Annotated in this window: 15 protein-coding genes; all 15 read left to right on the top strand. The window is 43.7% G+C overall.

Features of this window, described 5'->3' with window-relative positions; all coding sequences use genetic code 11:
- Positions 1-10 precede the first annotated feature (10 nt).
- The 15 genes from prfA to atpE all read left to right on the top strand — a co-directional run bounded on the left by prfA (position 11) and on the right by atpE (position 12,383).
- Positions 11-1,081 (top strand): peptide chain release factor 1, encoded by a 1,071-nt coding sequence (gene prfA / locus BLL40_RS04475; protein ID WP_073710721.1) that lies wholly within the window; start codon positions 11-13, stop codon positions 1,079-1,081.
- Between the two features lie 3 nt (positions 1,082-1,084).
- Positions 1,085-1,930: a peptide chain release factor N(5)-glutamine methyltransferase gene (gene prmC, locus BLL40_RS04480; RefSeq protein WP_173799890.1), complete on the top strand. Its 846-nt coding sequence runs from the start codon at positions 1,085-1,087 to the stop codon at positions 1,928-1,930.
- Between the two features lie 44 nt (positions 1,931-1,974).
- The gene (locus BLL40_RS04485) at positions 1,975-2,517 is read left to right on the top strand and encodes a stage II sporulation protein R (RefSeq protein WP_073710722.1); all 543 of its coding nucleotides are present in this window, start codon (positions 1,975-1,977) and stop codon (positions 2,515-2,517) included.
- A gap of 450 nt (positions 2,518-2,967) precedes the next feature.
- Entirely contained in the window at positions 2,968-4,020 is a 1,053-nt protein-coding gene (locus BLL40_RS04490) for an L-threonylcarbamoyladenylate synthase (protein ID WP_073710723.1), read from the top strand.
- Positions 4,021-4,079: 59 nt separating this feature from the next.
- Positions 4,080-4,607: a manganese efflux pump MntP gene (locus BLL40_RS04495; RefSeq protein ID WP_073710724.1), complete on the top strand. Its 528-nt coding sequence runs from the start codon at positions 4,080-4,082 to the stop codon at positions 4,605-4,607.
- Between the two features lie 87 nt (positions 4,608-4,694).
- Complete coding sequence (locus BLL40_RS04500; protein WP_083566282.1) at positions 4,695-5,117, top strand: low molecular weight protein arginine phosphatase; 423 nt, start codon at positions 4,695-4,697, stop codon at positions 5,115-5,117.
- A complete protein-coding gene (locus tag BLL40_RS04505) occupies positions 5,114-6,403 on the top strand; it encodes a methyl-accepting chemotaxis protein (RefSeq protein ID WP_073710726.1) in 1,290 nt (429 codons plus the stop codon). Before BLL40_RS04500 ends, BLL40_RS04505 begins: the two co-directional genes overlap by 4 nt.
- Positions 6,404-6,510: 107 nt before the next feature.
- Positions 6,511-7,089: a TIGR01440 family protein gene (locus tag BLL40_RS04510; protein WP_073710727.1), complete on the top strand. Its 579-nt coding sequence runs from the start codon at positions 6,511-6,513 to the stop codon at positions 7,087-7,089.
- A 168-nt stretch (positions 7,090-7,257) separates the two neighbouring features.
- Positions 7,258-8,499 (top strand): serine hydroxymethyltransferase, encoded by a 1,242-nt coding sequence (gene glyA / locus BLL40_RS04515; protein ID WP_073710728.1) that lies wholly within the window; start codon positions 7,258-7,260, stop codon positions 8,497-8,499.
- 198 nt (positions 8,500-8,697) lie between these two features.
- Entirely contained in the window at positions 8,698-9,327 is a 630-nt protein-coding gene (gene upp / locus BLL40_RS04520) for a uracil phosphoribosyltransferase (RefSeq protein ID WP_073710729.1), read from the top strand.
- A gap of 20 nt (positions 9,328-9,347) precedes the next feature.
- A complete protein-coding gene (gene wecB / locus BLL40_RS04525) occupies positions 9,348-10,496 on the top strand; it encodes a non-hydrolyzing UDP-N-acetylglucosamine 2-epimerase (RefSeq protein WP_073710730.1) in 1,149 nt (382 codons plus the stop codon).
- Positions 10,497-10,743: 247 nt separating this feature from the next.
- Positions 10,744-10,968: an AtpZ/AtpI family protein gene (locus BLL40_RS04530; RefSeq protein WP_073710731.1), complete on the top strand. Its 225-nt coding sequence runs from the start codon at positions 10,744-10,746 to the stop codon at positions 10,966-10,968.
- 6 nt (positions 10,969-10,974) lie between these two features.
- Entirely contained in the window at positions 10,975-11,364 is a 390-nt protein-coding gene (locus BLL40_RS04535; RefSeq protein ID WP_073710732.1) for an ATP synthase subunit I, read from the top strand.
- Positions 11,365-11,370: 6 nt separating this feature from the next.
- The gene (gene atpB, locus BLL40_RS04540; protein WP_073710733.1) at positions 11,371-12,093 is read left to right on the top strand and encodes a F0F1 ATP synthase subunit A; all 723 of its coding nucleotides are present in this window, start codon (positions 11,371-11,373) and stop codon (positions 12,091-12,093) included.
- Positions 12,094-12,170: 77 nt separating this feature from the next.
- Positions 12,171-12,383: a F0F1 ATP synthase subunit C gene (atpE, locus tag BLL40_RS04545; RefSeq protein ID WP_045852010.1), complete on the top strand. Its 213-nt coding sequence runs from the start codon at positions 12,171-12,173 to the stop codon at positions 12,381-12,383.
- Positions 12,384-12,399 lie beyond the last annotated feature (16 nt).

The raw sequence follows: 12,399 nt of genomic DNA on the forward strand, positions 1-12,399 counted from the left end.
GGTGAAGAATATGTTCGACCGACTGCAGGCAGTAGAAGATCGTTATGATAAATTAAATGAGTTGTTAAGCGACCCAGATGTTGCGGGCGATCCGAAAAAGCTGCGGGACTATTCAAAAGAACAGTCTACTATTCAAGAAACGGTAGAAGCATATCGTGAATATAAAGAAGTGAAAGCACAGTACACTGATGCAAAAGTGATGCTCGATGATAAGCTCGATGCGGACATGCGTGAGATGGTAAAAGAAGAGATGAATGAACTAGAAGGTCAGTTGACTGCTCTTGAAGCGCGATTGAAAATTTTGCTTATTCCGAAAGACCCGAATGACGATAAAAACGTTATTATGGAAATTCGCGGAGCGGCGGGTGGTGATGAAGCGGCTTTATTTGCTGGAGATTTGTACCGTATGTATGCTCGTTTTGCAGAAGCAAACAATTGGAAAACGGATGTCATTGAAGCACATGCGACCGGTCTTGGCGGCTATAAAGAAATCATTTTTATGATTAATGGCCGTGGTGCGTACTCGAAGTTGAAGTATGAAAATGGTGCTCATCGCGTGCAACGCGTGCCGGAAACCGAATCGGGCGGACGTATTCATACGTCGACAGCAACGGTGGCTGTGTTGCCGGAGACGGAAGAAATAGAAATTGAGATACACGATAAAGATATTCGTGTTGATACGTTTGCATCAAGTGGTCCAGGCGGCCAATCGGTGAATACAACGATGTCTGCTGTGCGCTTAACGCATATTCCAACGGGTACAGTCGTATCGTGTCAGGATGAAAAGTCGCAAATTAAAAATAAAGAAAAAGCAATGAAAGTACTGCGTGCTCGCGTTTACGATAAGTTTCAAAAAGAAGCACAGGCAGAATACGATGCTGTGCGGAAGTCAGCGGTTGGAACGGGCGATCGTTCTGAGAGAATTCGCACGTACAATTTTCCGCAAAATCGTGTGACGGATCACCGAATTGGCTTGACGATCCAAAAGCTCGATCAAATATTGGAAGGGAAAGTCGGTGAAGTGATTGATGCACTCATTGTAGAAGATCAATCTAGCCGTCTTGAGAACTTGGAGGATTAACCTGTGACGAAAAAAATGTATGAAGCCCTTAACTGGGCTTCTTCGTATTTAATACATCATGAACGGGATGCTAACGCAGGCGAATACATTATGAAATATATATTACAAGTTGAACGCTCGCAAATGCTAGCCTGTCTTCATGATGTCTTAAGCGTTGAACAGACGAAAGAATTTGAACGTCTTGTCCATCTTCATGCAGAAGGTGTACCGGTTCAGCATATGACCGGCACGGAAGAGTTTTATGGACGAATCTTTTCAGTGAACAGCGACGTGCTCATTCCTCGGCCAGAAACGGAAGAACTTGTTTATTATGCGCTTGAAAAAATAAATGACATGAAGTCGCCTGTTATCGCTGATATTGGCACGGGGAGTGGTGCCATTGCTATTACAATGAAATGCGAGCGCCCTGAAGCGGATGTGTATGCGATTGATTTATCGAAAGCAGCGCTAAAAATAGCAGAAAAAAATGCGCATAAGCTAGACATAACTATCCAATTTTTACAAGGTGATTTATTGGAGCCTCTCATTCAACGTAATATAAAAGTAGATCTATTATTATCAAATCCACCATATATTCCTAATCATGAGCGGGAGACGCTATCTACAGTCGTGGTAGATCATGAGCCGCATATGGCGCTTTTCGGAGGAGAAGATGGACTTGACTTATATAGAAAAATCACGCAGCAGCTGCCTTTTGTTTTAAAAGAAGGGGGGATTGCTGGCGTGGAAACTGGGGCGGGACAGACAGAAGCCGTTGCTGCTATATTCCAAAAGGCATTCCCGGATAGAGACGTCAAAATTATGTATGATATTAATGGAAAAGATAGAATGGTATTTTTGCACGTATAAGAAATTCAAGTCCCGGTGATACTGATTACCGGGAGGGATTATTAATGAAAACACTAACAATGATTCTATATTTATATGGGCTTTCGGCAGCGGCTTCTTTTATGATGTATTTTGCACCAGCTGATCAAATGGCTGGAGGTATTCCAGATGAATCAATCCGTATTCGTGTCATTGCAGATAACAATAGCGAGGCTGAACAAGAACGGAAAGAAATCGTTCATCAAGCAATCGCAAAAGAAATAAATAATTGGGCACGTACAGCTGTTTCGGCGGAAGAATCGCGGATCATGGTTGGAAAGAATCTTGATGAAATTGAAAAAATTGCCAATGCAGCCGCGGGAGCAAAACAAACCGTTCATGTTACATTTGGTCAAGAGGATTTTCCAGTGAAACAATACGGCCGTTTCTATTATCCGCCAGGTACATATGAATCTCTCGTTGTCACCATTGGTGATGGAAAAGGAGCTAATTGGTGGTGCGTATTGTATCCAGCACTTTGTTTTCCGGAAGAACAAGAAGAAAAGACAGAATTAAAATGGGCGTTTGTCGATTTATGGGGACAACTGATGATGGGGATAACGGATTAAATAACTGCATTTTTCTGATAATATCCACATTCATCCACAGAGTTGTTCACAAAATGATGAAGGTTATCCACATGTTATTGATAACGTAGTTTGGAATAAAAGTCGAAAGCTGATTTATCCCGCATTAACGGGCAGTAAGACCCCCGCTTCAAGACATCGAAAAGAAAAGAAGGATAAGCGGGGGATCAACTGCCCGTAAAAGCCTGATTGGTTCGGGCCGGCCGAAGCCGGTCACTCAGGTATTGCCGCAGGACGCGGCGCTCTTTACCTGAGTACCTGTTTATTCAGTGGGGGATGAGCGGAACGCAGACTAAGATCGTCACGTCCTGTGACAACGTCTGCATGATTCACATCCTGTGAACCTAACCCCCACTGAATGAAGTTTCACTTTATATATAGAAATCATTGAGTACGTAAGATTTTTTAAATATACAAGCAAAGGTGAAGAGAATGGAGACAAAACACTGGATTGTGGATAATTTTAGTATAACTCATCAACATTATCCACAAATAGAAGAAGCAGCCCAGCTAATTCGAAAAGGTGAAGTGGTCGCTTTCCCAACTGAAACGGTTTATGGTCTCGGTGGACAAGTGAAACTGGATCAAGCTGTGCAAAAGATTTTCACTGCGAAAGGCCGCCCGTCAGATAATCCGCTTATTGTCCATATTGCTGACCGTAAAGATGTGAATCGTCTGGCGGAGTCAGTACCGGACTATGCAGAAGCGTTAATGGCTTCTTTTTGGCCAGGTCCACTGACGATCATCGTGCCGAAACAAGAAGGCGTACTTTCAGAGCTCGTAACGGCGGGTCTTCATACGGTCGCGATTCGCATGCCCGATCATCCGGTTGCACTCGCGCTTATTAAGGAAGCGGGTATACCAGTTGCAGCACCGAGTGCAAACCGATCGGGAAAACCGAGTCCGACGACGGCGGCGCACGTGCTGGACGATCTCTCCGGCCGGATTGCCGGTGTGTTGGACGGCGGGGATACAGGTGTCGGGTTGGAATCAACGGTTGTTGACTGCACTGGCCCGTATCCGGTCATTTTACGCCCCGGTGGAGTGACGCTGACAGACATTGAAGCAGCCGTTGGAAAAGTGGAGATTGGCGGCAGCACCTTTCAAAATGCAAAGGCCGTACCGAAGTCACCAGGAATGAAATATACACATTATGCTCCTGAGGCCCCACTATATTTAATAGAAGGAACACATTCATTTATCCAAGAGAAAATTGATGAATTACGGGCGGAAGGGAAAAAGGTTGGTATGATGGCGACGGAAGAAAGTGAACATTTCTATGTGGCCGATCGCATTATCTCATGTGGATGCAGATATGAGATTGAATCGGTTGCAAAGCATCTATATGGTGCGCTGCGCTCGTTTAATTCGTCTTCGCTGGATGTTATTTTGGCTGAAACGTTTCCATTAGAAGGTGTTGGCGCGGCAATTATGAACAGATTGGAAAAAGCAGCCGGTCATCGGTGGATAAAGGAAGTCGATTGATCACCCAGATCAGTCGGCTTTTTTATGGATAAAAAGGGACAGGCCGAATATAAATAAGCATGGACATCATTATTCTTTCACTGGCGTTGTCGGCAGATGCGTTCGGGGCAGCACTAGCGGTTGGAATGAGAAGAATGGGTTTATGGAATATGGCTGTCATGAGCACAATGGTCGGCTTGATGCACGTCATCATGCCGTTCATCAGTATAACGGCAGGGAACGAATTGCACGGTGTGTTTGGCGGAGCTCTTATTTCGACAGGCGGTGTTATTTTACTGCTAACAGGGCTGCAAATGGTGTTGTCGATATGGAAAAATGAATCCAATGTGAAGAAGCCTGCGGGAGTCGGAATGTTTTTTTTTGCATTCGGTGTGAGTATGGACAGCTTTTCCGCAGGACTGTCACTCGGTGTTATTGGCATGAATCATGTGAAAGCAGTCACTTGTTTCGGATTGTCTTCCGCTTTTTTCACAATGACTGGTTTGTTGTTAAGTCGCCGAATCGGTGCAGCCGCCGGCAAAGCAGGTGAAGCGGCGGGAGGGCTTGTTTTAATGTTCCTTGGTATGAAATGGCTTCTTTCATTGTGAACAGTCCTTTTCTTATTGAAAAGGACTATTTTCCTGTTTGTAGAAGCGTTATAATGAAAGAAAACGTACAGATAAAGGTGGATGTTCATGAATATTTTGTTTGTTTGCACGGGCAACACGTGCCGCAGTCCAATGGCGGCGGCAATCTTGCGGGAGAAAAGACCGGATTGGATCGTACAGTCAGCTGGGTTATTTGCCACTCCAGGCATACCTGTATCATTAGGAACAAAAACAATTTTGTCGGAAAAAGGAATTAGAGTGCAACATGTTTCCATGCAATTGACAGAAGAGATGGCGGAGCAGGCAGATGTAATTTTGACGATGACGTATTCACACAAACAGACGATTGACATTCACTTTCCTCATTTAAAAGGAAAAACACATACGTTAAAAGGAGATGAAGGGGATGTGATCGATCCGTTTGGCGGCCCGATTGACACATACCGTCAGACGTACGATGAACTGCTCTTTTATATTGAGAAATGGTTGGAAGAAGGGGATAAAGCATGAGGGAGAAAACATCCTATTCATTTGGTATCCGGAAAAAAGTGATCGTGCTCGTTACATCTCTGGCTATTATTACCTATACGATTAGTGCGTTGTTTATTTATTATTTGTACCCTTTGTATTTTTCATATATAAATGAAACATTTTTTACATTTTTAACACTAGCACAGGGCATTTTATGGTCGGGGATACTTGCCTATTTTGCAGCATCTTATTTTGTGAACCCCATTGTCCGGCTTGAAAAAGCATCGCGTGCGGCAGCAGCGGGCCATATTGCCAAAGAAGTCGAGCTGCCGGAAGGGGACGATGAAATTCGGGCGCTCGCACTTGCATTTAATGAGATGTTAATGAATTTACGAACGATGGTAAGTAGTATTGAGGGTAATTTTTCTGCGACAAATGAAAGTGTTAGCCATATTGCAAGCATTAGTGGACAGGCGGTTGAGAAAGCTTTGGAAATGGCGCACACAGCAGCTGATATTTCTACAGGCGCTGAAAGTTCTGCGTTTGCGATTCAGGCGACAGCTGAAGCAATGGAAGAAGTATTAAGTATCGCAGGTCATGTACAACAAAAAGCAAATGAGTCCGCCCATCAGGCAGAAGGAATGGTGCAGGATCTCGATGTCAGTAGCCGAACATTTCAGTTGCTTATTGATGGTATGGACTCATTAGCCGCAGATAATACAGACTCGCTTGAAGCCGTCCGTTCATTAGAAGAAAATGCACGCAAAGTCGGCAAAGTCATTGGCCTTGTCGGTGATATTGCTGCACAGACGAATTTGCTCGCGTTAAACGCATCGATTGAAGCAGCTCGAGCTGGTGAACACGGGAAAGGATTCGCAGTCGTTGCAGAAGAAGTAAGAAAGCTTGCTGATGAAAGCGCGACAGCCGTCCAAAGCATCTCTGATCTTGTGAAGAAAATTCAGGAAGAAGTCGATCGTGTCGTTCAAAAAATTACTGCACAGGCGGAAGCAGCAGGTGAAGGAGTAAAGAAAGGGGCATCTGCACAAGAAGCAGTAGGACAAATAAGCAGTAAGATTACCAGTATGGCAGGAGCCGTTGAAGAAATCGCCAACCTTGTTGATCAACAAATGGTGAAAATCGAGCAAACATCCAGACAGTCACAGGAAGTAGCAGCGATTGCAGAAGAAACATCCGCGGGCGCGAATGAAGTAACCAATGCTGCAGCAGATCAGTCTGGTGTCATCGGTGAAATCGGTGATGTAAGCCAGCATCTGCAAGAACAGGCAATGGAGCTGAAGTCTGTCATTACGCGCTTTAAATTGTAACTTTCAAAAGGAATATGAGAAAATATAAAGTGAAACTTCATTCAATAAGGGTTTTCCTACCTAGTAACGCCGGGAACAAATAGGAAAGTGTGAAAGGAGCTCTACAAATGAAAGCAGCTACTCAGTGGAAAGAGGAACTTCAAGCCCTTTTGACCGAACTGCAAGAACAGGCGCAATTTAAAGCGGATCAATTGTTTCTGATCGGCTGTTCAACATCAGAAGTGGCAGGTGGCCGGATTGGGACGGCTGGCACAGATGAAGCAGCAGCTATTTTATATGAAGTGTTTGAAACCTTTGCAAAGCAAACGGGTGTTCATCTGTCGTTTCAATGCTGCGAGCATTTGAACAGAGCGGTTGTTATCGAGCGTACAGTGGCAGAAAAGTTCGGTTATGATGAAGTTGCTGCGATTCCGGTGCGGACAGCAGGTGGAGCGATGGCGGCGTATGCGTTTAATCAAAAAGATCATGTGCTCGTTGAGTTTGTGAAGGCAGATGGCGGGATTGATATAGGCGATACGTTCATAGGCATGCATTTGAAGCATGTGGCAGTGCCGGTACGCACGTTAAGAAACAGCATCGGTGAGGCGCATGTGACGATGGCCAAAACGCGGCCAAAGCTGATTGGCGGATCTCGGGCTATTTATGAAAAAACGAATATAAGCGATTCAACAACTGATGAATGTTAAGGTTTTGCTGTCTTTTTTATTAAAGACAGCTATTTATTTACCCAAAAACCGTAAAAAAGCATAAAATACAGTTGAAAGATCCAGAAAACATGTTAGAATGAAAGAGAATTTTTTAAGAGATATCCGTAAATACTATTTTGAATTAATAGATTGGAAAGGGGAACGATGATGAGTAAAATTCAAACGCAAGATCCGGCTGTATTTGCAGCAATTGAGGATGAACTGAAACGTCAGCAAACGAAAATTGAATTAATTGCTTCTGAAAACTTCGTATCTGAAGCAGTAATGGAAGCGCAAGGATCAGTATTGACAAACAAATATGCAGAAGGCTACCCTGGCAAACGCTACTACGGCGGTTGCGAGCATGTTGATGTTGTGGAAGACTTGGCGCGTGAGCGTGCGAAAGAAATTTTTGGTGCAGAATATGTAAATGTTCAGCCTCATTCAGGTGCACAAGCGAACATGGCGGTTTATTTCACGATTTTGGAAACAGGCGATACGGTTCTTGGTATGAATTTATCTCACGGCGGACATTTGACTCACGGAAGCCCAGTTAACTTCAGTGGTGTACAATATAACTTTGTTGAGTACGGTGTAACGAAAGATACACAAGTAATCGATTATGAAGATGTTCGTCAAAAAGCGCTTGCGAATAAACCGAAATTGATCGTAGCTGGTGCAAGCGCGTATCCGCGTGCGATTGATTTCGCTAAATTCCGTGAAATCGCTGATGAAGTAGGGGCGTATTTAATGGTGGATATGGCACATATCGCTGGTCTTGTTGCAGCGGGTCTTCACCAAAGTCCAGTTCCTTACGCTCATTTTGTTACAACAACAACGCATAAAACATTGCGTGGACCACGCGGTGGGATGATTTTATCCAGTGAAGAGTTCGGCAAAAAGCTCGATAAATCGATTTTCCCTGGTATTCAAGGCGGACCACTTATGCACGTTATCGCAGCCAAAGCAGTTGCATTCGGCGAAGTACTTGAAGACAGTTTCAAAACGTATGCACAAAACGTGATCGACAACGCGAGCCGTTTAGCGTCAGGTTTATCTAAAGAAGGAATTGATATCGTTTCAGGCGGCACAGACAATCATCTATTATTGATCGATCTTCGCTCACTTAGCCTGACAGGTAAAGTAGCGGAAGCGGTTCTCGATGAAGTCGGTATTACGGTAAATAAAAACACGATTCCTTACGATCCAGAAAGTCCATTTGTCACAAGTGGTGTCCGTATCGGTACAGCAGCAGTGACGTCGCGTGGCTTTGATCTTGACGCGATGGACGAAGTCGCTTCAATCATTGCTAAAACATTGAAAAACCATGAAGATGAAGCAGTATTAAAAGAGTCAGCTGAGCGTGTAGCAGCATTGACTTCGAGATATGCGCTCTATCAACAAGTATAATAAATAGAACGAACCGCTGGCAGGCTGCTGGCGGTTTATTTATATTTATTCGCAGTCTGACAGATGGTTGTTCACTTTCATCAGCACGATTCATAAAGAGGCTGATTTTTTCAGGGTCCTTTCATTTGGTTGCCCGATAAACTCTTTTCAAGTAAAATGAGGAAGGCATTTGATGAATGTACAATAAGGAGTGAGCATGTGGGAAAAGTATATGTATTTGATCATCCACTAATACAGCATAAACTGACGATGATTCGTGATAAGGAAACAGGTACGAAAGATTTTCGAGAATTGACAGATGAAGTGGCGACATTGATGGCGTTTGAAATTACACGTGATCTTCCGCTTGAAGAAGTAACGGTTCAAACGCCCGTATGCGAAGCGAAAGCAAAAGTTCTTTCAGGGAAAAAATTAGGCATAATCCCTATTTTACGTGCAGGTATTGGCATGGTAGACGGCGTATTGAAATTGATCCCGGCAGCCAAAGTCGGCCACATCGGGTTATATCGCGACCCGGAAACATTGCAGCCGGTGGAATATTACGTTAAATTCCCGTCAGATATTGAAGAACGTGATTTCATCGTTGTTGATCCAATGCTTGCGACAGGCGGATCAGCGGTAGAAGCGATTAACTCGCTGAAAAAACGCGGCGCAACAAGCATTCGATTTATGTGTTTAATTGCTGCACCAGAAGGGGTTGAAGCAGTGAAAGAAGCACATCCGGATGTAGATATTTACATTGCAGCACTTGATGAAAAATTAAATGAAGAAGGCTACATCGTGCCGGGGCTTGGCGATGCAGGCGACCGTTTATTCGGAACAAAATAAAAGAAGCAGGTGGGAAAACAATGGATCGTCCGATTAAAGTTATGACGATTTTTGGCACGCGGCCGGAAGCGATTAAAATGGCACCCCTCGTTCTGGAACTGAAAAACCGTCCAGATGAATTTGAAGCCATCGTAACGGTTACAGCACAGCACCGTCAAATGCTTGATCAGGTGCTCGACATTTTTGAAATTATACCAGATTATGACTTGAACATTATGAAAGACCGTCAAACACTCATCGACGTAACGACACGAGGTCTCGAAGGGCTAGACAAGGTGATGAAAGAAGTTAAACCGGATATCGTCCTCGTTCACGGTGATACAACGACGACATTTGTCGCTGGTCTTGCAGCATTTTATAATCAGATCGCTGTTGGGCACGTGGAGGCGGGACTTCGTACGTGGAATAAATATTCACCGTTCCCGGAAGAAATGAACCGTCAGCTTACAGGTGTAATGGCCGATCTTCATTTTTCACCGACAGCGCAGTCTGAACAAAACTTACTGAACGAAAATAAAGAAAGAAAAGCAATTTTTGTGACCGGCAATACGGCGATTGATGCGTTGAAAACAACGGTTAAAGAAGCATATACACACGAAGTACTTGAGAAAATTGGTACGGATCGTCTCGTTCTAATGACAGCTCATCGCCGTGAAAATCTTGGTGAACCGATGAAAAACATGTTCCGTGCGATTAAACGTCTTGTGAACGATCAAGATGATATTCAAGTTGTTTATCCGGTTCATTTAAATCCGGCCGTACGAGAAACGGCCGATTCGATTTTAGGGAATGATCCGCGTATTCATTTAATTGAACCGCTTGATGTGATTGATTTCCATAACTTTGCTGAACGGGCTCATATTATATTGACTGATTCAGGCGGCGTACAGGAAGAGGCACCGTCACTTGGCGTTCCAGTTCTCGTTTTGCGTGATACGACAGAGCGTCCGGAAGGTATTGATGCCGGTACATTGAAATTGGCAGGTACAGATGAAGAGACCATATACTCGCTTGCATCAGAATTGTTAACAGACGGAGCGGCCTATGAAAAAATGTCGAAAGCGTCTAATCCATATGGTGACGGTGAAGCGTCGCGTCGAATTTGTGATGCGATCCGCTACTATTTTAAAGCATCACCAAATGAACCAGAGCGTTTTGAAGTGAAATAAAATAAACAAGGCCGTCCGTAAACAAAAGGATGGCCTGTTCGAATATTGAAATAACGGATTGGAAAGTTTGAGCATTTTGTGAATAATCCTTGTTGTGCGCTGAGGTTTTCTCAATGAACACATTGACATTGAAAAAGCCCTATTGTATGCTAACAAAGGGTACGGAGAATGGACTTTATACATAGTGTAAACGTTTTTCATCACTGCTTTTTAACAGGTATACAAACATACTAAGAAGAGGTGTGTAATGAACCGGGATCAAGAAAATCGACCTTTTAGGGCTATGGCGCTTTATAGCACAGTTTTAGCCCAGCTTACAGGCTCTATGATCGCCGGTGTTTTTACAGGCATTGCACTTGACAAATATTTGAATACAGTGCCTCTTTTTTTAATTATCGGACTGCTGGGGGGACTCTCGGCAGGAATTTACGCTATGCTGCGTACAATTCAACAATTCAATTCAGGAGACTAGCACTTTATGCCCGAACTCCAGCAATCCATTAAACGACAGCGGAAATATTTACTTTATCTGCTAGCCATCTTTGTTCTCGGTTGGGGTTTTACATCAACGCCGACCATTTATGCAGGTCTTATTCTTGGAACTGCACTCAGCCTCTATAATCATTGGATCATATCCAAACGGATTACCCGTCTTGGCAAAGCGGTTGATGAAGGCAGGAAAATACCGTCTCTCGGAACGATTTTGCGAATGGGCTCAGCGGCTCTCGCGGCGATGATTGCTCTCCAATACCCCGATCAATTCAATTTGATCAGCACAGTTTTTGGATTAATGACTGCATATGCGGTGATTATGATAGATTTTGGAATCCAGCATTTTATAAAACGCACGAACGGGAAAGAGAGGTGAAATAATTTGGGTCATGAGTCTCCGTTACGTCACGTTGATCTTTTCGGGGTCACATTGACGTTCAACCTGTCTAACATCTTAATGATTACCGTTGCAAGCTTGATTGTCTTTTTAATTGCGATTGCTGCAACACGTAATTTGGCGATGAAACCGACAGGCATTCAAAACATTTTTGAGTGGATAATGGACTTTGTTAAAGGGATAGTTAAAAGCAACATGGACTGGAAAACGGGTGGTCGCTTTCACATTCTTGGTATTACATTAATTATGTATATATTCGTATCGAACATGCTTGGTCTTCCGTTCGCAGTTGTTTACGATGATGTACTATGGTGGAAATCACCAACAGCCGATCCGGTTATTACGTTGACGCTTGCTGTTATGGTTGTGGGACTGTCGCATTTTTATGCGATCCGTATGAAAGGTTTCTCCGAATATGGAAAAGACTTTTTCCGTCCAATGTGGTTTATGTTCCCGCTCAAGCTGATTGAAGAGTTCGCGAATACGCTAACACTCGGTCTGCGGTTATACGGTAATATCTTTGCAGGAGAAATCTTGCTGACACTCCTTGCCGGATCATTGGCAACGGGAGTTGGAGGTCATCTGGCAGCAATCATACCAACGCTTGCATGGATGGGATTCTCTGTATTTATTGGTGCCATTCAGGCATTCATTTTCACAATGTTAACGATGGTTTATATTGCCCACAAAGTGAGCAGCGACCATTGATATAATTATCTGTTCAGTCACTGGATAAAAAATCTTTTAGTAAATCATGTTTTTAAAAATAAGGAGGAAAAATTAACATGGGTCTTTTAGCAGCAGCAATTGCAATTGGTTTAGCGGCCGTTGGTGCCGGTGTAGGTAACGGTCTGATCGTATCGAAAACAGTCGAAGGTATGGCTCGTCAGCCAGAAGCACGTGGAATGCTTCAAACAACAATGTTCATTGGGGTAGCGTTAGTAGAGGCGATTCCTATTATCGCAGTAGTTATCGCGTTCATGGTACAAGGACAATAATAATGAAAAAGCGGCG

Source organism: Domibacillus mangrovi (assembly GCF_001906925.1).
Taxonomy (GTDB): Bacteria; Bacillota; Bacilli; order Bacillales; family Domibacillaceae; genus Domibacillus; species Domibacillus mangrovi.

Coding starts and splice junctions, on each gene's coding strand:
- BLL40_RS04485 (WP_073710722.1), top strand. CDS start 1,975: ATGAAAACACTAACAATGATTCTATATTTATATGGGCTTTCGGCAGCG.
- BLL40_RS04505 (WP_073710726.1), top strand. CDS start 5,114: ATGAGGGAGAAAACATCCTATTCATTTGGTATCCGGAAAAAAGTGATC.
- BLL40_RS04510 (WP_073710727.1), top strand. CDS start 6,511: ATGAAAGCAGCTACTCAGTGGAAAGAGGAACTTCAAGCCCTTTTGACC.
- BLL40_RS04495 (WP_073710724.1), top strand. CDS start 4,080: ATGGACATCATTATTCTTTCACTGGCGTTGTCGGCAGATGCGTTCGGG.
- BLL40_RS04490 (WP_073710723.1), top strand. CDS start 2,968: ATGGAGACAAAACACTGGATTGTGGATAATTTTAGTATAACTCATCAA.
- glyA (WP_073710728.1), top strand. CDS start 7,258: ATGAGTAAAATTCAAACGCAAGATCCGGCTGTATTTGCAGCAATTGAG.
- BLL40_RS04535 (WP_073710732.1), top strand. CDS start 10,975: ATGCCCGAACTCCAGCAATCCATTAAACGACAGCGGAAATATTTACTT.
- BLL40_RS04530 (WP_073710731.1), top strand. CDS start 10,744: ATGAACCGGGATCAAGAAAATCGACCTTTTAGGGCTATGGCGCTTTAT.
- prfA (WP_073710721.1), top strand. CDS start 11: ATGTTCGACCGACTGCAGGCAGTAGAAGATCGTTATGATAAATTAAAT.
- BLL40_RS04500 (WP_083566282.1), top strand. CDS start 4,695: ATGAATATTTTGTTTGTTTGCACGGGCAACACGTGCCGCAGTCCAATG.
- atpE (WP_045852010.1), top strand. CDS start 12,171: ATGGGTCTTTTAGCAGCAGCAATTGCAATTGGTTTAGCGGCCGTTGGT.
- wecB (WP_073710730.1), top strand. CDS start 9,348: ATGGATCGTCCGATTAAAGTTATGACGATTTTTGGCACGCGGCCGGAA.